The organism is Rhodoferax ferrireducens (assembly GCF_049302455.1).
Taxonomy (GTDB): Bacteria; Pseudomonadota; Gammaproteobacteria; order Burkholderiales; family Burkholderiaceae_C; genus Rhodoferax; species Rhodoferax ferrireducens_B.
Genome location: NZ_JBAQMD010000115.1, coordinates 74,534 through 94,789 on the forward strand (window position 1 = coordinate 74,534; position 20,256 = coordinate 94,789).

At 61.1% G+C, this 20,256-nt stretch carries 18 protein-coding genes; 6 read left to right on the top strand and 12 right to left on the bottom strand.

Translation table 11 applies throughout. From position 1 onward, the window contains the following. Positions 1-209: 209 nt before the first annotated feature. From WA157_RS19020 to WA157_RS19030, 3 genes are all read left to right on the top strand, one after another. Positions 210-1,439 (top strand): LysM peptidoglycan-binding domain-containing protein, encoded by a 1,230-nt coding sequence (locus WA157_RS19020; RefSeq protein ID WP_422622475.1) that lies wholly within the window; start codon positions 210-212, stop codon positions 1,437-1,439. A 43-nt stretch (positions 1,440-1,482) separates the two neighbouring features. After that, positions 1,483-2,712 carry a DNA-processing protein DprA gene (gene dprA, locus WA157_RS19025; protein WP_422622476.1) on the top strand — a complete coding sequence of 410 codons (1,230 nt, stop codon included), beginning with the start codon at positions 1,483-1,485 and terminating at the stop codon, positions 2,710-2,712. Between the two features lie 87 nt (positions 2,713-2,799). After that, positions 2,800-3,312, top strand: a complete 513-nt coding sequence (locus tag WA157_RS19030) for a DUF494 family protein (protein ID WP_422622477.1) — start codon at positions 2,800-2,802, stop codon at positions 3,310-3,312. Here the strand turns inward: WA157_RS19030 and WA157_RS19035 are convergent. From WA157_RS19035 to rsmI, 9 genes are all read right to left on the bottom strand, one after another. Continuing rightward, positions 3,309-5,681 carry a DUF1631 family protein gene (locus tag WA157_RS19035; protein ID WP_422622478.1) on the bottom strand — a complete coding sequence of 791 codons (2,373 nt, stop codon included), beginning with the start codon at positions 5,679-5,681 and terminating at the stop codon, positions 3,309-3,311. The two genes, WA157_RS19030 and WA157_RS19035, sit on opposite strands and share 4 nt — an antisense overlap. Before the next feature lie 84 nt (positions 5,682-5,765). After that, on the bottom strand, positions 5,766-6,719 hold the full coding sequence (secF, locus tag WA157_RS19040) for a protein translocase subunit SecF (protein ID WP_422622479.1): 954 nt from the start codon (positions 6,717-6,719) through the stop codon (positions 5,766-5,768). Positions 6,720-6,742: 23 nt separating this feature from the next. Further along, the gene (gene secD, locus WA157_RS19045; RefSeq protein ID WP_422622480.1) at positions 6,743-8,623 is read right to left on the bottom strand and encodes a protein translocase subunit SecD; all 1,881 of its coding nucleotides are present in this window, start codon (positions 8,621-8,623) and stop codon (positions 6,743-6,745) included. 30 nt (positions 8,624-8,653) lie between these two features. Then, positions 8,654-8,983: a preprotein translocase subunit YajC gene (gene yajC, locus WA157_RS19050; RefSeq protein ID WP_041791009.1), complete on the bottom strand. Its 330-nt coding sequence runs from the start codon at positions 8,981-8,983 to the stop codon at positions 8,654-8,656. Positions 8,984-9,057: 74 nt separating this feature from the next. Beyond that, positions 9,058-12,714 carry an indolepyruvate ferredoxin oxidoreductase family protein gene (locus WA157_RS19055; RefSeq protein ID WP_422622481.1) on the bottom strand — a complete coding sequence of 1,219 codons (3,657 nt, stop codon included), beginning with the start codon at positions 12,712-12,714 and terminating at the stop codon, positions 9,058-9,060. 191 nt (positions 12,715-12,905) lie between these two features. Continuing rightward, positions 12,906-13,526 carry a PAQR family membrane homeostasis protein TrhA gene (gene trhA / locus WA157_RS19060; RefSeq protein ID WP_422622482.1) on the bottom strand — a complete coding sequence of 207 codons (621 nt, stop codon included), beginning with the start codon at positions 13,524-13,526 and terminating at the stop codon, positions 12,906-12,908. Between the two features lie 180 nt (positions 13,527-13,706). Next, positions 13,707-14,069: an EthD family reductase gene (locus WA157_RS19065; RefSeq protein WP_422622483.1), complete on the bottom strand. Its 363-nt coding sequence runs from the start codon at positions 14,067-14,069 to the stop codon at positions 13,707-13,709. 54 nt (positions 14,070-14,123) lie between these two features. After that, positions 14,124-14,573 carry a MerR family transcriptional regulator gene (locus tag WA157_RS19070; protein WP_422622484.1) on the bottom strand — a complete coding sequence of 150 codons (450 nt, stop codon included), beginning with the start codon at positions 14,571-14,573 and terminating at the stop codon, positions 14,124-14,126. 13 nt (positions 14,574-14,586) lie between these two features. After that, entirely contained in the window at positions 14,587-15,522 is a 936-nt protein-coding gene (gene rsmI, locus WA157_RS19075; RefSeq protein ID WP_422622485.1) for a 16S rRNA (cytidine(1402)-2'-O)-methyltransferase, read from the bottom strand. Between rsmI and WA157_RS19080 the strand changes: the two genes are divergently transcribed. The 3 genes from WA157_RS19080 to WA157_RS19090 are packed head-to-tail and all read left to right on the top strand — an operon-like array spanning position 15,522 to position 17,179. Beyond that, positions 15,522-15,908, top strand: coding sequence for a YraN family protein (locus tag WA157_RS19080; RefSeq protein ID WP_422622486.1), 387 nt, complete (start codon positions 15,522-15,524; stop codon positions 15,906-15,908). The genes rsmI and WA157_RS19080 overlap by 1 nt on opposite strands. A gap of 36 nt (positions 15,909-15,944) precedes the next feature. Further along, entirely contained in the window at positions 15,945-16,538 is a 594-nt protein-coding gene (locus WA157_RS19085; RefSeq protein ID WP_011466136.1) for a phosphoheptose isomerase, read from the top strand. A gap of 2 nt (positions 16,539-16,540) precedes the next feature. Continuing rightward, on the top strand, positions 16,541-17,179 hold the full coding sequence (locus tag WA157_RS19090) for a BON domain-containing protein (protein ID WP_422622487.1): 639 nt from the start codon (positions 16,541-16,543) through the stop codon (positions 17,177-17,179). A 42-nt stretch (positions 17,180-17,221) separates the two neighbouring features. Here WA157_RS19090 and WA157_RS19095 read toward each other — a convergent pair whose 3' ends face one another. The 3 genes from WA157_RS19095 to WA157_RS19105 form a co-directional block, all read right to left on the bottom strand. Then, positions 17,222-18,136 (bottom strand): NAD(P)-dependent oxidoreductase, encoded by a 915-nt coding sequence (locus tag WA157_RS19095; RefSeq protein ID WP_422622488.1) that lies wholly within the window; start codon positions 18,134-18,136, stop codon positions 17,222-17,224. Between the two features lie 8 nt (positions 18,137-18,144). Beyond that, positions 18,145-19,281, bottom strand: coding sequence for a PilT/PilU family type 4a pilus ATPase (locus WA157_RS19100; protein ID WP_422622489.1), 1,137 nt, complete (start codon positions 19,279-19,281; stop codon positions 18,145-18,147). 72 nt (positions 19,282-19,353) lie between these two features. Continuing rightward, on the bottom strand, positions 19,354-20,256 hold a 903-nt coding region (locus tag WA157_RS19105), incomplete at its 5' end, for a type IV pilus twitching motility protein PilT (protein WP_422622490.1).

Consider the following 20,256-nt stretch of genomic DNA (forward strand, 5'->3'; position numbering starts at 1 on the left):
TCAGGCTGCGGCCTGTCCCGCAAGGTTTTGGGATATGTCGCTATTTTCGCTACTTTTGGCGCTGCCGGCAGACGGTAGACCGAGGAAACGTTGCCGGATCAAGGGCTTAAGTGCAAAATCGTGCGTGACTTATCATGTTGTCCTCCAGGCTGGCCAGTCCGCCGCCTGGCGCCCCAACCGCCTGAAACACATTTGCCGTGCAGAACCCTATGACCCAAAACCTGATGCCAAAGTCCACCGCCGCCGCCAAAGTCATGGGGATCACCCTGGCGGTGCTGACCGCCAGCGTGGCCACCGCGCCAACTTGGGCCCAGAATTTTCCGATCACGGCAGGGCAAAAGGCGACCGCGACGCAGGTCGCGCAGGCCGGCGTGCCCTTGAGCGAACTGGCGGCCAACGCCCCCGATGAGTACACCATCAAACGCGGCGACACGTTATGGGCCATCTCCGGCATGTTCCTGAAAAGCGCCTGGCGCTGGCCCGAGTTGTGGGGCATGAATCTGGCTGACATCCGCAACCCCCATCTGATTTACCCGGGGCAAACGCTGTATCTGGAGCGCCAGGGCGGGCGCGCCACCCTGCGCACTCGCCAATCGGGCGCCGATGCGGCGGTGCTGACGACCGTGCGCCTGTCGCCACGCACCCGGATTGAACAGCTGGCCGACAACGCCCTGCCGACGCTCAAAAGCCACTTGATCGAACCGTTTCTGGCCGAGCCGGTGATCGTGGACGAGAACGGCCTGGCCCTGGCGCCGCGCATTGTGGCGGCGCAAGAGGGCCGCGTGCTGCTGACCCGGGGTGACCGGGCCTACGCGCGCGGCCAGGGTGACGCGGTGCTGATCGATGAACCGTCGCAGAAGCAGAAAGCGTACCGGGTGTTTCGCAACGCCACGCCGTTGAAAGACCCGGTCACCGCTGAAATTCTGGGCTATGAAGCGCAGTACGTGGGCAAGGCGCTGCTGGTGCGCGGCGAATCCACCCAGGCCTCGGTTGGCAAGGATGGCAAACCCCGCACCGACATCATCCCGGCCACGATTGACATTGTGGCGGCCAAGGAAGAGATGCGCGTTGGCGACCGGCTGCTGCCCGAGCCACCACAACAGTTGTTGAGCTACGTGCCGCACGCCCCCCAGGGGCCAGTCAACGCCCGCATTGTCTCGGTCTACGGCAGCGCGGTGGTCAACGCAGCGCAGAACCAGGTGGTGGCGATCAATCTGGGCACGCGCGACGGCATCGAAAGCGGGCACGTCCTGGCGATCCTGAAAGACGGTGCGCGCCTGATCGACAAAACCGATGCGGCGCGCCCCGAGCTGAAGCTGCCCGATGAACGCAATGGCCTGCTGATGGTGTTTCGCCCCTTCGAGAAACTCTCGTATGCGCTGGTGCTCGACATCACGGATGGCGTCAAAGTCGGCGACCGGCTGGTCAACCCGCGCTAAGGCAGACTGACACCCCGTTGACGCCAGCACCCCCAAGGTTTCAGTGGAACGCGACGAACTGGCCGCCTGGCTGCGCCTGACGCTCAGCAGCGGCGTCGGCAACGAAGCCGCCCGCCAATTGCTGGTGGCGTTTGGCTTGCCAGCAAAGGTGTTTGAGCAGTCGTCGTCGACGCTGCAGCAGGTGGTGAGCGCCCGGCAGGCCACGGCCCTGCGCGCCGAGCCGCCTGAGCTGGCGCCACTGCTGGAGCAGACCTGGGCCTGGCTGCAGGACACCGGTGTCGGTGGTGCCCGGCGCCAAATCGTGGTGCTGGGGGATGCCAACTACCCGCAATCGCTGCTCAACATCGAAGACCCGCCCCTGATGCTGTACCTGCTGGGTGGCGGTGAATTTGTATCAAATCAGGCTGTAGCCCCCGTCAATAAAGGGCAAGCAGCTACTACTTCAATAGTAAACAAGCTGGCCTTGAGTCTGGCCAACAGCATTGCCGTGGTCGGCAGCCGTAACCCGACCCCCCAAGGCGCGGCCAACGCGCGCCAGTTTGCCAAGGCGCTGGGACTGGCGGGCTTGACCGTGGTCAGCGGACTGGCCCTGGGGGTGGACGGCGCGGCCCACGAGGGTGCGCTCGACAGTCTGGCGCCGGGCTCCGACCGGCTTGCCACGGTGGCCGTGGTGGGCACCGGGCTGGACCGGGTCTACCCCAAAAGACACTTGGCGCTGGCGCACCGCATCGCCCAAAACGGCTTGCTCATCAGCGAGTACCCCTTGGGCACGCCGCCGCTGCCCGCCAATTTTCCCAAGCGCAACCGTCTGATTGCCGGGCTGGCGCAGGCCACGCTGGTGATCGAGGCCGCCCTGAAGTCCGGCTCCCTGATCACCGCGCGGCTCAGCGCCGAACAGGGCAAAGATGTTTTTGCCATTCCCGGCTCGATTCATTCCACGCAGGCGCGCGGTTGCCACGCGCTCATCAAGCAAGGCGCCAAGCTGGTGGAATCGGCGCAGGACGTGCTGGAGGAGATGAAAATTGACAGCGGCCTGGCGCCCGCTCTCGATTCAATAGCTGTTGACGCTTGTTCTGCGGGGGCTACAGGCTCATTTGGCACTCAAACGGCGTTGCTCGATGCGATCGGCTTCGACCCCGTCGGGCTGGACGCCTTGCAGGCGCGCTGCGGCATCGACACCGCCGGCCTGCAAGCGCAGTTGATGACGCTCGAACTCGACGGTCTGCTGGTGCGCCTGCCCGGCGGCCTGTTCCAGCGCATGAGCCGGGGATAGACGCCCGCGCGACGACCCGAGGGGCCAGGTCTGATTTGACGGTCAACTTGTCGCTTAAGCGATCCGCCTTCGGGCTATATTGCACCCATGTTTGAAGTCCTTGTTTTCGTTTACGAGAATTATTGGCATGGCGAGTCCTGCCCTGAACCGGCTGATCTGCAGCAAAAGCTCAGCGCCGTCGGCTTTGATGCCGAGGAAATTCAGGACGCCTTGACCTGGTTGCATGACCTGAGTCTGGCGGCGCGCGAGCAGTCGGTGGCGATAGCGCCAGCCGACGCGGGCCACAGCACCCAAGAAGCATCAAAAACAGATGCCATTGCCCAGTCGCCGCACAGCCTGCGCGTGTACACAGCGGCCGAGCAGAATCACCTGGGTGCGCCCTGTCTGGGCTTTGTCACTTTTCTCGAAAACGCGGGCGCGCTGCCAGGCCCTCTGCGCGAGATCGTGCTGGAGCGCGCCATGGCAGCACCCGCCTACCCCTTGGCGCTGGAAGACTTCAAGGTCATTGTGCTCATGGTGTTCTGGCGTCTGGGCTTGGAGCCCGACGCGCTGATACTCGACGAGCTGTGTGACGACGGCGCGAGCCGGGTGGCCCATTAACCGAGCAGCCGCTCCGGATTGGCTTCGAGCTTGCCCAGGGCATCGCGCGTGGCGCGCACAGTGAGTGTTTCTTCTTCTTGCGGCAGCAACAGACCCGCCTGCAGGTAGGCCGCCAGGCGCCCGGTCTGCATCAGGTAGCAGTGCCCGGTGGACGAAGCAAACAGGTGCAGGTGTTTGCCTTCACTGCGCCAGGCGAACTGCACCTGAGCGAGTTGACCGTTGTGGTCCAGCGAAAACCAGGCTCCCACCTGCAGCTCCTGCGCCCACGCCAGCATCGCCGCACTGGGCTGGGAGCCACCGTCAGTCACTACATCCATTGCTGAGGCGTCGATACCCAGCATCATTTCAATACTCTGGGCGTCCAGCGGCAGGTCGCCCAGGCCGTCATCGGTGACGAAGTTTTCGAGGTGTTCCAGGTGTTCGGCCATGGCCGCAATCTGCTCGCTCCCAATCGCCTGGGTCTTGGACAGGAACGCGTCGGCCAGGGTGTCGCTGACGGTCTGAATATGGCGCTGCTGCTCGGACGGTGCCACGCCCAGCAGCGTCATGCCGGCGCGCAATTTCTGCAGCAATTGCGGCAAATCCGCGATCACACGGGCGCGGTCGTTGCGGTTGGGCTTGGCGCTGGCGGCCCACAGGAGATCGGTGGCGGTTTTTTTGAACGCGAGCGTGTCAGCGTGCTGCGGGCCTTTGCGCACCGCCGCCACCGCCAGCACCTCGGCCCAGACCTTGAACAAAAACTCACGAATCTCGTCGCGCACCGGCATGTCCTTGAGCATGTTGCGCATCTCGATCGTGTACTGGATCGTGAGTGTCTCCTTTTGCTCCACCTGCTGCGCCACGCTAACCGCTTTTTGGGTTGACGCGCGTCCAGTCAGGAATTTGGCCAGGAACTTCTGAAACTCGTCATACACCAGTTGGTACACCCGGCGTCCGGTTTCGGGGTACTGCTCAATCACCTGCACCACCCGCTTGATCTCGGTCTCCACCGCGCTGCCGCTGATGCCGCTGGCGTCAAAACCCATGACACACGACCCCATGCGGTCAATCAACTCGCGCGCCGGATGATTCAGGGTGCCAAAAAAATCCGGCTCGGCCAGCGCCAGCCGCAGCACCGGCATTTGCAGGCGCGCGAACCAGACCCGAATGCTGGGCGGAATGCGTTCCTCCTGCAAGATGGCCTGGAACATCAGGGCCACGATTTCAATAATGGCTTTTTCACTCTTGGTTTCGGCCTTGTTCTTGAGATCGGTGGTTCTGCGCCGCAGCTCGCCCGCCACCCTGACCACCGCCGCCGGACTGTCCTCATCGAGCACCGTGCCAGCGCTGGAATAAACGCCCACCGGCTGGGAACGCATCGCAATCGCCGCTGCCAATGCGGGCGACGGCGGCTCATAGTGCGTGGCTTCAAAATCGCCTGCACCCGAGCCCAGCAACAAGCGCTTGAGTTGGCCCAGCACACCCTGCGCCCGACTGCGGGCCCGCGCCAGCGGTGTGCCGGACGTCATCATGCGGGTCTCCTCGGCCGCGCCGCCAAAAAACCCGGCGGATTGCGGCCTGGCATGACCCGACGGCGCGCCGCCACCGACATGACCACGCTCACTGCCGCCACCCGTGTCAGAGCCCGCCTGCGCCGCCCGACGGCTGGCGGCACCCTCAGGCGCGCCGCGACCGGACACCGGCGATGGCATGGGCGAAGGACCGCTGCGGGGCGCAGCGGACGGGATACGCCTGACGCGATCTTTTAATTCAATCGTCGGCAACACCCCTTGCTTGATCAACAAGGCGTTAGCGTTCGCATAAGCCTGGTTGATTCGCTGCGTCAACAGCGTGCTCGCCACCTCGTTCACCAGGGGCCAGGCCTCGCGGGGCATGCCAGCCAGGGACCACTGTTCGATCATCAACAGCAGCAACACTTCCGGACGAAAAATATCGTGGTCCTGCAGGTCTTGCGTGCCCTCCAGCAGCTTGATGCGCACACGCAGATCATCCAACTCGGCGCTGACTTTTTCCATCACGCTCAAGACCAGCCGGGAGGCCATGATCTTGTCCTCGACCACGTCGGTGCCAACCAGCTCCAGATCACCGTCGGGCGCCCTCTTTGGCGCAGCCGCCGGTGCCTTCAAGGCTGCCTGCCAGGCCGTCAGGGTACCTTCAACCCAGCCCGTCTGGCAGCTCTGGTAAAGCGTCCAGGCGTCGCGCCGGTTTTGCATGTCACGCGAAGGCGCAGCCTCGTTCATCAACTCGGTCAGCCGCTGCCGGGCCGCAACACCCAACTCCACCATGGCACGACCCGCCTCCGCCAGAAAGCGCTTGCGCGTCTCTTGGGCGAGCTGGATGCGTTGCGCCATGGAGGCCTGGGTGGACATGCTTTGATTCTAGTCAGACCAAAACAACGGCGTCGGCACGGAACGATCCGTCACGGCCCGGATGGGCCTGGGCACACGGTTTGATCAAACGGTGGCGCCAGCGTTGGGGTCATTCGGGTCTTCTTCTTTTTTGGCCCCGCCCTTGATCAGGTCTTCGCGCTGGATGCCCAGCCACATGGCAATGGCGGCCGCCACAAAAACCGAAGAGTAGATACCAAACAAAATGCCAATGGTCAGGGCCAGGGCAAAATAGTGCAGCGTGGCGCCCCCGAACAACAACATGGACAACACCATCATCTGGGTTGATCCGTGTGTGATGATGGTCCGGCTGATGGTCGAGGTAATGGCGCTGTCGATGATCTGCATCGTGTTCATCTTGCGATAGCGCCGGAAATTCTCGCGAATCCGGTCAAAAATCACCACCGACTCGTTGACCGAATAACCCAGCACCGCCAGCACGGCGGCCAGCACCGGAAGTGAGAACTCCCACTGGAAAAACGCAAAAAACCCGAGGATGATGACAACGTCGTGCAAATTGGCGATGATCGCCGCCACCGCGAATTTCCATTCAAACCGCAGTGACAGGTACAGCATGATGCCGACCACCACGGAGGCCAGCGCCTTCAGGCCGTCAGCAGCGAGTTCGTCGCCCACCTGCGGACCCACAAATTCGGTGCGGCGCATGACCGCGGTCGCATCCGCCGCCTTGAGTGCGGCCATCACCTGCACACTCTGCTGGGCAGAAGTGACGCCTTTTTGCACCGGCAGACGGATCAGTACATCACGCGCGGTGCCAAAGTTTTGCACCTGGACATCGTTCAAACCGAGCTTGGCCACCGTACTGCGAACCAGGTTCAAGTCAGCCGGCTGCGTGTAGGTCACCTCCATCAAGGTGCCACCGGTGAACTCCACCGACAGATGCAGACCGCGGCTGAACAAAAAGAAAACCGCTGCCAGAAAGGTAATGAGCGACACCACGTTAAAAATGATGGCATGCCGCATGAACGGAATGTCGCGTTTGATTTTGAAGAATTCCATGAATATCTCGCTGTAGTTCGCGCTTATTTCGAGGCCGCCGGCGCATCGGGCTCAGGGCGCCAGATGGTCCCAATGGACACCGTCTTGAGCTTGTTTTGCCGGCCGTACCACAAATTGACCAAGCCTCTGGAGAAGAACACGCCGGAGAACATGCTGGTCAGAATGCCAAGAACGTGCACCACGGCAAAGCCGCGCACCGGACCGGAACCGAAGGTCAACAGGGCCAGCCCTGCAATCAAGGTGGTGACATTGGAATCCAAAATCGTGGCCCAGGCCCGGTCATAGCCAGCGTGGATGGCGGCCTGCGCCGAGGCGCCATTGCGCAGCTCTTCGCGCACCCGCTCGTTGATCAGCACGTTGGCATCAATCGCCATGCCGAGCACCAGCGCCATCGCGGCCATGCCCGGCAGCGTCAAGGTGGCCTGCAGCATCGACAGCATCGCCACCAGCAGCAGCAAATTGACGGCCAGCGAGATACTCGAAAACAGGCCAAACAGCATGTAGTACATGCACATGAAGATGGTCACCGCAATGAAGCCGTAGGTAACGCTGTCAAAGCCCTTGGCGATATTCTCCGCACCCAGGCTTGGGCCGATGGTGGTTTCCTCGATGATTTCCATCGGTGCCGCCAGCGAGCCGGCGCGCAACAGCAAGGCCGTATCGGTGGCTTCCATCGCGGTCATGCGACCTGAAATCTGCACCCGGCCGCCGCCAATCTCCGAGCGGATCACGGGCGCGGTGACCACTTCGCCCTTGCCCTTCTCGAACAGCAAAATCGCCATGCGCTTGCCGACACTTTCACGCGTGACATCGCGGAAAATACGCGCGCCCTTGGCGTCAAGCGTCAGGTTGACCACGGCTTCTTGCGTCTGGCTGTCAAAACCGGGTTGGGCATCGGTCAAGTTTTCACCCGTCAAAATCACCTGTTTTTTCACGATAACGGGCTGGCCACTGCGTTCCAGGAAGCGCTCGGACCCAAACGGTACCGCCGCCGTACCGCCCTCGGCCGCCCGCGCTTCACTGCTTTCATCCACCATGCGCACTTCGAGGGTGGCGGTGCGCCCCAGAATATCTTTCGCCTTGGCGGTGTCCTGCACACCCGGCAACTCCACCACAATCCGGTCCAGGCCCTGCTGCTGGATGACCGGTTCAGACACACCGAGCTCATTGATTCGGTTGTGCAAGGTGGTGATGTTCTGCTTGAGCGCTTGTGTCTGCACCCGCAGCGCCGCCACGGGCTTGATGGAGGCCGTCAGTTTGTAATCGGTACCGTCCAGCGCATCCACCGATTGCAGGTCGGCAAATTGATCCAGCAGGATCTCTTTGGCCGCTTCGAGCGTTTGCGCATCGCGAAAACGCACTTCGATGGTCTGGCCGTTGCGACTGATGCCGCTGTGGCGAACATTTTTCTCGCGCAGGCTGGTACGAATATCCCCGGCCAATGATTCAGCTTTCTTGGTCAACGCCGCTTGCATGTCGACCTGCAACATGAAGTGCACACCACCGCGCAAATCCAGCCCCAGGTACATCGGGAAGGCATTCAGGGCGGTCAACCAGGCCGGGGAGCGCGACAGTAGATTGAGCGCCACCACGTAGCTGGGGTTGGCCGGATCAGGGATCAGGGCTTTTTGAATCGCATCCTTGGCCCTGAGCTGGGTCTCGGTGTTGCCAAAGCGCGCTTTGACCGAGTTGCCGTCCAGCGTCACCATATCAGCGGCCAGGCCTGCTGTCTGCAAGACTGCTTCGACTTGCACTTTTGTGCCGCTGTCGACCTTGACGCCAACCTTGACCGCCGACACCTGCACCGCCGGGGCTTCACCAAAAAAATTGGGCAGGGTGTACACGACCCCCACCACCAGCGCGATCAAGATGATCACGTACTTCCAGACTGGGTAACGATTCATGATCGCGCTTCTCGATGTTGTAACTGCTGCTTACTTGATACTGCCCTTGGGCAAGACCAGCACCACGGCACTGCGCTGAATTTGAACTTCAACGTTGGGTGCCACTTCCAGCGTCAAATAACCCTCGCCCAGCTTGCTGACCTTGCCCAGCATGCCCCCGACGGTGGCGACTTCATCGCCCTTGGCCAGGGCCTCAATCATGGCGCGATGTTCCTTTTGCTTTTTCATCTGCGGGCGGATCATGACGAAATACAAAACCACGAACATCAGCACCAGCGGCAGCATGCTCATGAGTGAAGATTGCATATCGCCGCCAGCGGCGGCAGGGGCGGTTTGGGCGAAGGCTGAAGAAATAAACACGGGTAACTCCAAAATCATTGGTTAAAAAAACAAGATGCACCGCAGTTTTTCACGCCGGCTGGTGTAAAAAAGAGTCAACCGGGCATTGTATGCGGGGCCACGGAGCCCCGAAACCGGGTCATCAACTCTTGCCAATTTTGGCGCGCCGCGCTCAGATGGCGCGCCTTGATGTGTCCAAAACCCCGGATCTGCTCCGGAATACGGGCAATGTCCAGCGCCAGCTGGTAATGCGCCAGCTCGCCTTCACCCGACTGCCCCGCAGACGGGTTGCGGCCCAGCACGCCGAGCAACTCATTGATGCTGGCCTGGTACTCGGTGATCAGGGCGCGCTCCTGGCGACGCTCCTCGGTCTTGCCAAAAATATCCAGCGCCGTGCCGCGCAGGCCCTTGAGCTGAGCCAGCACCTTGAAAGCCAGCAACGTGGCGGGGCCATAGGGCCGCTTTTGCAACTCGCCGCGCGCGTTCTTTTTGGCCAGCAAGGGGGGCGCCAGGTGGTAATGAATCTTGAAATCACCTTCAAACAAGGCGGCTATCCTGGCGTTGAAATCGCTGTGGCTATGCAAACGCGCCACCTCGTACTCATCTTTGTAGGCCATCAACTTGAACAGGTAGCGGGCCACCGCCTCGCTCAAAGCCAGGCTCCCGGGGCCGACCGACTCATCCACACTTTTCACCTTCTGCACAAAGGATTTGTAGCGTTCAGCGTAGGCGCCATTCTGATAATCCGTCAAAAAGGCCACGCGCTTGGCAATCAACGCATCGAGTGAACTGCGCTTGGCAAAAGCCACCACTTGCCCCGGGTTGAGCATCTTGTCAAACGCGACCCCGTCCTGCGCCGCGCGACGACCCCATGCAAACGCGGTCTTGTTTTGCTCGACCGCCACCGCATTGAGCTCGATGGCGCGCAGCAGCGATGCTTGCTGCAGCGGAATCCACCCCTTTTGCCAGGCAAAGCCGAGCAGCATCGGGTTGGTGTAAATGCTGTCGCCCATCAGACGGGTGGCCGCGAGCTCCGTGTTGAATGCGGCCACCGCATCGAGTCCCACTGTTTTGACGATGTCGCTGACGCAGGCCTCGGCCGGGTTTTGCCAGTTGGCGTTTTTGACGAAAGCGGCCGTTGGCGCGGCGTGGGAGTTCAGCGCCACCTGCGTGCGCCCCTTAAGCATGCGCAGCAGGGTTTCCGTGCTGGCCGCCACAACGGGGTCGCAGCCGATGATGAGGTCGGCCCCCGCCATGCCCACACGCGTGGTGCGGATGGCGTCTTGTGAGGCACCAATCAGCACGTGGCTCCAGGTGGCGCCGCCTTTTTGCGCCAGGCCGCCCGCATCTTGCGTCACGATGCCCTTGCCCTCCAGATGCGCCGCCATGCCCAGCAACTGGCCAATGGTGATAACACCGGTGCCGCCGACGCCGGCGACCACGATACCCCAGACCTGATCGGCCTGACCGATCGTCGAAGCCATCGTCGGCTCCGGCAACGTGCCCCATGCCGCATCAAACGGCGACGGTCCCTGGCCCTTTGATTTCTTTTTCAGCTGACCTCCCTCTACCGTGACAAAACTCGGGCAAAACCCCTTGACGCACGAATAGTCCTTGTTGCAAGTACTTTGGTTGATCTGGCGCTTACGGCCAAACTCGGTCTCCAGCGGCTCCACGCTCAGACAGTTGCTCTGCACGCCGCAGTCGCCACAACCCTCACACACCAATTCATTGATGACAACCCGTTTGGCCGGATCGACCAGACTGCCACGCTTGCGCCGGCGCCGTTTTTCGGTGGCACAGGTCTGGTCATAGATGATGACGCTGCATCCCTTGATTTCCCGGAACTCACGCTGGATGCGATCGAGTTCGTCGCGGTGTTCAATGGCAATGCCCTCGGGCAAGCCGGTGATGTGGGCGTACTTGTCCGGCTCGTCCGTCACCACCACTATTTTGATAGCGCCTTCGGCCCGCACGCTCTGGGCAATCTGGACCACGGAGTGTCCTTCGGGGCGCTCGCCAATTTGCTGGCCACCGGTCATGGCAACCGCGTCGTTGTACAAAATCTTGTAGGTGATGCTCACGCCCGCCGCGATGGCCTGGCGAATCGCCATCAGCCCGCTGTGAAAGTAGGTGCCATCGCCCAGGTTGGCAAACACGTGCTTCTCGGTGCTGAAGGGCTGCTGGCCGACCCAGGGCACACCCTCGCCGCCCATCTGGGTAAAGCCCACGGTGGCACGGTCCATCCAGATCGCCATGAAGTGGCAGCCAATGCCCGCCATGGCACGCGAGCCCTCGGGGACTTTGGTCGAGGTGTTGTGCGGGCAGCCGGAGCAGAACCAGGGTTGGCGCTCGGCCCCCTTGACGCTGCTCAATTCAAGCATCTGCATGGCCTGCTCCTTGGCCTGCAGAATAGCCAGTCGGGCGTCGATACGCGCCGTCGTGTCGGCGTCCAGGCCCATTTTCTTCAAGCGCTGGGCGATGGCCCGGGCAATGAGGGCAGGCGACAAGTCGGCATTGGCGCGCAACAGCGTATTGGCACTCGGGTTCGGCATCGACCACTCGCCACCGCTGCCATAGTGGGAGCCTGCCGAGCCGCTGTCAACCTCGTTGAACTTGCCCAGCACGGTGGGCCGAACGTCAGCACGCCAGTTGTACAGCTCTTCCTTCAGCTGGTACTCAATGATCTGGCGCTTTTCTTCCACCACCAGAATTTCCTGCAGGCCGGTGGCAAATTCGCGCGTCAGCTGGGCTTCCAGCGGCCACACTACGCCGACCTTGTGCAAACGGATGCCCAGACGCTGGCAGGTCGCATCGTCCAAACCCAGATCGAGCAAAGCCTGGCGCGTGTCGTTAAAGGCCTTGCCGCTGGCAATCAGGCCAAAACGGTCATTCGGGCCCTCGATCACGTTGTAGTTGAGCCGGTTGGCCCGGACATAGGCCAGCGCCGCGTACCACTTGAAGTCAAACAGGCGCGCCTCTTGCGCCAGGGCTGCATCGGGCCAGCGAATGTGCACACCGCCCGGCGGCATCTCGAAGTCGGTCGGGATCTTGATCTGCACCCGCTCCAAATCAATGATCACGGTGGCGCTGGATTCGACGACCTCCTGAATCGTCTTCATACCGGCCCAGACCCCGGAAAAACGACTCAGGGCAAAGGCATGCAGACCCAGATCCAGAATCTCCTGCACGCTGGCCGGAAAAAACACCGGCGTACCGCAGGCCTTGAAAATATGGTCGCTTTGGTGCGCTGCGGTCGAGCTTTTCGAGATGTGGTCGTCGCCCGCCACGGCGATCACGCCGCCCCACGGCGTGGTGCCCGCCATATTGGCGTGCTTGAAGACGTCGCCGCAGCGGTCCACGCCCGGGCCCTTGCCGTACCAGATGCCAAACACACCATCAAACTTGTTGGAGCCGGGCGGTGCGAAGCCGAGCTGCTGGGTGCCCCACAAGGCGGTGGCGGCCAGTTCTTCATTAACACCAGGCTGGAAAACGATGTTCTTCGCCTTGAGGTGTTTCTCCGCCTTGACCAGTGCCTGATCGTAATTGCCCAGCGGCGAGCCGCGGTAGCCGCTGATGAAACCGGCCGTGTTTTTGCCAAGCAGCTGGTCACGCGCCTGCTGCAACATCGGCAGTTTGATCAGGGCTTGCACGCCACTCATGAAGGCACGACCTTTGTCCAGCGCATATTTGTCGTCCAGCGTGGCACTGGCCAGCGCTTGAGGTAGAAGGTCGGGCAATGAGGCGTTCATGGTTGGCGGGTCTCCAGGCGTGCAGGGTCAACGCGGCGCGGTCGGTGCGCGCTGCGGGGGTCACCGACTGCAAGTCGGAGGCCTCTTTGAAGCGGGAAAGTGTAGGGCAGAGACATTAAACAGCCAAGTCCGTCAGGTCGGATGGCCGCTGGCTGATGTCTGAATCCAGCTGAAATGAACTGAGACACCGCTTACGCCACATACAGCAAGATGCAAATGAAATGGCAGAAGCTGCCGCCCAGCACAAACAGGTGCCAAATGCCGTGGTAATGGCGGCGGCGGTCACCATACACGTAGAAGTAGATGCCCAGGCTGTACACGATGCCTCCCGCCACCAGCCAAACCAGACCGGCCAATGGCATGGCGTGTGTCAATGGCTTGATGGCAATGACCACCAGCCACCCCATCAGCAGGTACAGCATCATTGACAGACGACGCGTGCGCCGGCCCAGCGTCAACTCCTGGGCAATACCAAATAACGCCAGCCCCCAACTCAAACCCAGCAGCGTCCAGCCCCAAGGTCCGCGCAGGGTGACCAGCGCGACCGGCGTATAGGTGCCGGCAATCAGCAGGTAGATGGCGTTGTGGTCGATTTTTTGCAAAATCGCCTTGGCGCGCTGATGCTGGATGCTGTGGTAAATGGTTGAAAAACAATACAGCAGCACGAGTGTCGCGCCATAGATGCTGAAGCTCACCACCTTCCACGGATCGCCTTGCATGACGGCCACCGTGACCAGGATGGACAGGCCAGAGATGGAGAATGCCGAGCCAATCAGGTGGCTGACACTGTTGAATTTTTCGCCGTCGTACACAAAACGTCCTTAAGCCGGGGAGATGACACGGTCCGTGCTGGAGGGTGTAGTTTGCGCCGCTTTGACGGGCGCCGCTGCGGCGCGCTTGCCAGTTGCTTTGGCCGGGGCCTTTGCCGGGGCAAGCATGATTTTTCCTTCACTTTCATGACCCAACCGATGGATCAAGCGATAAGGCAATAACTACCGAGCAATCAACACTTCATTGACCTGAATAACCGGCTCAATGTCCGTGTAGTTTTGCATGTCATTCTGGAGTGTCGCCGCGTGTGGTGTGAATGCCGCCATGAAGCTTTCAACTGCATCGAAATGGTAGTGACACATGGCGACGTAGGTCGCCTCTGTGCCAGGAATTGCGCCTCCAAGTCCGTGCTCCACCGAAACACCTTTAAAGCCGGTGTGAGTACCAAGCAGGTCGATAGCCATTGGCATATGTGTTTGACTGTAATAGCTCAGATCGAATCGTGAGCCCTTGCTGTTCGGATACAAAATGCTGATTTTTACCATCGCTGCCTCGTAGATTGGAAAAGGTGATATCTGGATCATCAGCCTTGTCCCTGGGGGCAGAGTCAAGCTATCGGCAAAACTCGTTCCTGATTCCTATGGGCAAATCCGATTGAGCTCTTCATGAAGCGCCATCAGTTGCTGGTCTTGCGACATGATCTTATTCATGTCATTGCGCAGTTTTTCCCGTTTCCTGGCAATCAGACGGTTCGCTTCCTCTATGGAAAGCTGATTGGTTTTCGCTTTAAGTGCAACCAGGGGTTTCAATTCGGCAAGGCTGAAACCGACAGCCTGAGCACGCCGGATCATATGTACCAGTGACACGTCTTTCAACGAGTAAACGCGGTACTGCCCCTGTCGGCTGGGAACGGGAATAAGGCCCATCGCCTCATACAGGCGAATCGCCTTTGGTGTTGCCCCGCTCAATTTGGCGAGCTTTCCTATGTACATCAGGCGTACCCAACGATCTTCATCGCAGAACCGCAGTGAATCCCGCCTTTTTTCGTGTTCCTCATGATCGTTTTGCCATCGAACCACCAGCCTCATTTGCCCGGCCGGGCTATGACGCGGCCTGCCCCTTCTTCATGGCCAGTGCCGCCTCGTACAAGGCATTGCGCGAGGCGCCCGTGATGTCGGCGGTCAGTTTGACGGCGGTCTTCAAAGGCAGTTCGGCCAACAGCAGTTGGAGGATGCGCTGCTCGGCCCCCGCATCGGCTACCACGGCGGCCGGATGCAGCACCAACACAAACTCGCCGCGGCTGCGGTTGGTGTCGTGTTGCAGCCAGCCGGGAAAATCATGCGCCGCGATGGTGGCGATTTCTTCAAACTGTTTGGTCAGCTCTCGCCCAATCGTGAGCGGTCGCTCGCCCAGCGTGGCCAGCGCCGCAGCCAGCGCTTCAATCCGGTGCGGCGCCTCCAGCAACACCACCGCGCGCGCTTCCTGCGCCAGCGCTTCAATGGCGCTGGCACGTTCGCTCGATTTGGACGACAAGAAACCAACAAAGACAAACCCGCCATGCTGCGCGTCGTCCGCGGCAATGCCCGCCACGCTCAGGGCGGCCGTGACGCTGCTGGCACCGGGCAGTGGCACGATGGGCAGCCCAGCCTGGCGCACGCTGGCGACCAGGCGCGCGCCAGGGTCGCTGACGGCGGGGGTGCCGGCATCGCTCGCGTAGGCCACGCGTTCACCCCGCTGCAGCCGCTCAGTCACCACTTGCGCGGCCTGCGCTTCGTTGTGCTGGTGCACGGCCAGCAATTGCGCATTTGATTTGTCGATACCGTAGGCGCGCAGCAAGGCCTGGGTATGGCGCGTGTCCTCGCAGGCGATGGTGTCGGCCAACTGCAGCACATGCAATGCGCGCAAGGTGATGTCGGCCAGGTTGCCGATCGGCGTGGCCACCACGTAGAGCGCGCCGGGCGGATAATTCTGGCCACCGGCGGCCTCAGACGCGGCGCCCAAAGCAGAGGCATACAAAGAAGCGTAAACAGAAGTCAATGGCAATTCCTCAAATCAAGACCCAGGTCGGCACCAGCAAGCAAGCAGGCGATGCAGCCGAAGAGTCCGCACTGCGCCATCTGCAGCAGGCGGGTCTGCGCCTGCTGGAGCGCAATTATCGGACGCCAGGGCGCGGGGGCGGAGAAATTGACCTGATCATGCGCGCGCCGGATGGCACGACGGTGTTTGTCGAGGTGCGTCAACGCGCCAACGCCAGCCATGGCGGGGCTGCGGCCAGCATCAGCGCCACCAAGCAACGGCGCATTATTTTTGCGGCGCGTCATTATTTGATGCGCTTGCGCGAGCCACCGCCCTGCCGCTTTGATGTGGTGACGCTGGAGCGCGGTGTCATTCAATGGTTGCAAGCGGCCTTTGAGACCTATTGAGCACGGCATAAGAAGGGGCCGGGTATCATCGCGCCTATGCTTGAGCAACGTATTCAACAACACTTTATCGACAGCGCTGACCTGAAATACCAGGCCGCGCCCATTTTGAGCAAACCAATTGCCGCCGCCGTGCAGGCGCTGCTGGCCTGCGTCACCAGCGGAGGCAAAGTGCTGGCCTGCGGCAACGGCGGCTCGGCGGCGGATGCGCAGCATTTTTCGGCCGAATTTGTCGGGCGCTTTGAGCGCGAACGCCCGGAGCTGGCGGCTATCGCGCTGACCACCGACAGTTCCATCCTCACCGCGATTGCCAACGATTACGACTTCAGCGTGATTTTTTCGCGCCAGGTGCGCGCCCTGGGGCAACCCGGCGACGTGTTGCTGGCCATTTCAACCAGCGGCAATTCAGCCAATGTGCTGGCCGCCATTGAGGCCGCGCACGAGCGCGAAATGGTGGTGGTGGGTTTGACCGGACACGGTGGCGGCAAAATGAGCCACGCCCTGCGCGATACCGATGTGCACATTTGTGTGCCCCACGACCGCACCGCGCGCATTCAGGAAGTCCACATTCTGGCGCTGCATTGCATTTGCGACGCAGTGGACGCGCAGCTACTTGGAGATCAAGAAACATGACCATGAAATTTGCAACTCAAAAACTTTTGACCCTCATGGTGCTCAGCGCCAGTTTGGGCGGCACGCTGAGCGCTTGCGCGCCCATCATCATGGGCGGCGCCGTCATGGGCTCGCTGATGGCCACCGACCGCCGTACCACGGGCACACAAATTGAAGACGAGGGCATTGAACTGCACGCGTCCGCCCGCATCCGCGAGAACCTCGGGGACCGGGTCCACGTCAGCGTGACCAGCTACAACCGCCAGGTGCTGTTGACGGGCGAGGTGCCCAACGCACAGGACAAGCAACTGGTGGAACAAGTGGTGTCACGGGTTGAAAATGTGCGCGCCATCGTCAATGAGCTGGCGGTGCTGGGGCACTCCACCCTGACCCAGCGTTCTTCGGACGCGCTGGTGACCGGCAAGGTCAAAGCGGCTTTGATCGACGCCAAGGACCTGTATGCGAACGCCTTCAAGGTGGTGACTGAACGCGGCACCACCTATTTGATGGGACGCGTGACCCAGCGCGAGGCCAACCGGGCCACCGACATTACCCGCGCCACCGGCGGCGTGCAGAAAGTAGTGCGCGTGCTGGAGATCATCAGCGAAGAAGAGCTGCAAAACCTGCTGCCCAAACCGGCCCCGGTTGAGACCAAGAAATAGAGCAATTTCCGACGGGCCGCCCCTAGGAAGCGTGGGGGAACTTCATCTTAGGCGCTTGATCAGGCTCGACGTGTCCCAGCGTTGGCCGCCCATGTGCTGCACGTCGGCATAAAACTGGTCCACCAGCGCGGTGACCGGCAGGCGCGCACCGTTGCGCTTGGCCTCATCGAGCACCAGCCCCAGGTCTTTGCGCATCCAGTCCACCGCAAATCCAAAATCGAACTTGTCGGCCACCATGGTCCTGCCCCGGTTGTCGAGCTGCCAGCTCTGCGCTGCTCCCTTGCCAATCACGTCCAGCACCTGGTTCATGTCAAGACCGGCCTGCTGGCCAAAGGCAATCGCCTCGCTCAAGCCCTGCACCAGCCCGGCAATGCAAATCTGGTTCACCATCTTGGCCAGTTGACCTGCGCCGCTCTCGCCCAGACGCGTAAAGGCCTTGGAAAAGGCCATGGCCACCGGTTGCGCCTTGTCAAACGCGGCCTGATCACCGCCGCACATCACGGTCAACACACCGTTTTGCGCCCCGGCCTGGCCACCCGATACCGGCGCATCAATGAAGTGCAGGCCCATGTCTTTGGCCGCGCGGTACAGCTCGCGCGCCACGCGGGCCGAGGCGGTGGTGTGATCCACAAACACGCTGCCCGGCTCCATCCCGGCAAAGGCGCCATCGACACCCAGGGTGACACTACGCAAGTCATCGTCGTTGCCCACGCAGCAAAAAACGAATTCGGCCTGTTGCGCCGCCAGCCTCGGCGTTTGGGCATGTTTTACGGCTCCAGCCCCCGTGTAATCTGCACACCATGCTACTGATTTAGTAGCGGTTCGGTTGTACACCGTCACCTGGTGACCGGCCTGTGCCAGATGCCCGGCCATCGGATAGCCCATGACGCCCAGGCCCAGAAAGGCGACTTTGCGGGCCGGGGTAGGTTCATATGTTTTGCGAGGTGTGTTGTTCATGGTGGTCTTTAAACGATGGAGAAATTTTCGGTACCGGCGTTCAGGTCCTGGGCTTTGCCGCGATGGCTGTTGAGCTTGATCTGCAGGCGCAGGTCATTGAGTGAATCGGCGTTGCGCAGGGCGTCCTCATAGGTGATCAGGTTGGCTTCGTAGGCGTCGTACAAAGCCTGGTCGAAAGTCTGCATGCCCAGGTTGCGGCTTTTCTTCATGATCTCCTTGATCTCGGAGACTTCGCCCTTGAAGATCATGTCGGAGATGAGCGGCGTGTTGAGCATGATCTCGACCACCGCATAGCGCCCGCGACCATCCTGTTTCGGGATCAGCCGCTGCGACACCAGCGCCTTCAGGTTGAGCGACAAGTCCATCAGCAACTGCGCGCGGCGCTCTTCAGGGAAGAAATTGATGATCCGGTCCAGCGCCTGGTTGGCGCTGTTGGCGTGCAAGGTGGCGAGACACAAATGCCCGGTCTCGGCAAACGCGACCGCATGCTCCATGGTTTCGCGGTCGCGAATCTCGCCCATCAGAATGACATCGGGCGCCTGGCGCAGGGTATTTTTGAGCGCCGCTTCCCAACTGTCGGTGTCGATTCCGACCTCGCGCTGGGTCACCACACAGTTTTTGTGCTGATGCACAAACTCAATCGGGTCTTCAACCGTGATGATGTGACCAAACGAGTTTTCGTTGCGCCAGTCAACCATCGCGGCCAGGGTGGTCGATTTGCCGGAGCCGGTGGCTCCCACCAAAATGCACAAGCCGCGCTTGGCAGAGGCCACTTCCTTGAGTACCGGGGGCACACCCAAACCATCAATGGTAGGCACGCTCAGCGGTATGACCCGCAGCACCAAGCCAACCCGGCCCTGCTGGATAAAGGCGCTGACGCGAAAACGGCCAACACCGGGCGGTGCGATGGCAAAGTTGCACTCTTTGGTGCGTTCAAACTCGGCCACCTGCTTGTCGCTCATGATGGAGCGCGCCAACGACAGGGTATGCGCCGCGGTGAGCGCTTGGGGCGAGACCTTGGTGACCTTGCCGTCCACCTTGATGGCGGGCGGAAAATCGGCCGTGAGGAACAAGTCGCTGCCGTTGCGGCTGATCATCAGCTTGAGCAGATCGTTGATGAATTTGGTGGCTTGATCGCGTTCCATGAGAACACCTCTTTGTTAATTGGGTCGTGGGGGCAGCGCAACACACGCCGTGAGCAGCGTGGGAGCCCTACTTTAGCCGGGGAAATTCTCCGGAATCTTGGCTTTGGAGCGCGCCTCCGACGGACTGATGACGTTGCGTTTGACCAGATCACTCAGGTTCTGATCCAGTGTCTGCATGCCCACACTGTTGCCGGTCTGAATGCTCGAATACATCTGCGCCACCTTGGCCTCACGGATCAAATTGCGGATGGCGCTGGTGCCGAGCATGATCTCGTGCGCCGCGACGCGGCTCTGGCCGTCCTTGGTTTTGCACAGGGTCTGCGAGATCACCGCCTGCAGGGATTCGGACAACATGGCGCGCACCATCTCTTTTTCTTCGGCCGGAAAGACATCAATGATGCGGTCAATGGTCTTGGCGGCGCTGGAGGTATGCAAGGTGCCAAACACCAGGTGGCCGGTTTCGGCGGCGGTCATGGCCAGGCGGATGGTTTCCAGGTCGCGCATTTCGCCCACCAGAATGGCGTCCGGGTCTTCGCGCAGGGCCGAGCGCAGCGCGGCGGCAAAACTGAGTGTGTGGGTGCCAACCTCGCGCTGGTTGACCAGGCATTTTTTGGACTCATGCACAAACTCGATCGGGTCTTCCACCGTCAGGATGTGGCCGAACTCGGTTTCATTGAGAAAATTGACCATGGCCGCCAGGGTGGTCGACTTACCCGAGCCGGTGGGGCCGGTCACCAGCACCAGGCCACGCGGTTTGAGCGCCAGATCGGCAAAAATCTTCGGTGCGTTCAATTGCTCCAAGGTCAGGATTTTGCTCGGGATGGTCCGAAACACCGCACCAGCCCCGCGCTGCTGGTTGTAGGCATTGACCCGAAAGCGGGCCAGCCCTTCAATCTCGAACGAAAAATCGACCTCCAGAAACTCTTCATAGGCTTTACGCTGCGAGTCGTTCATGATGTCGTACACCATGGCATG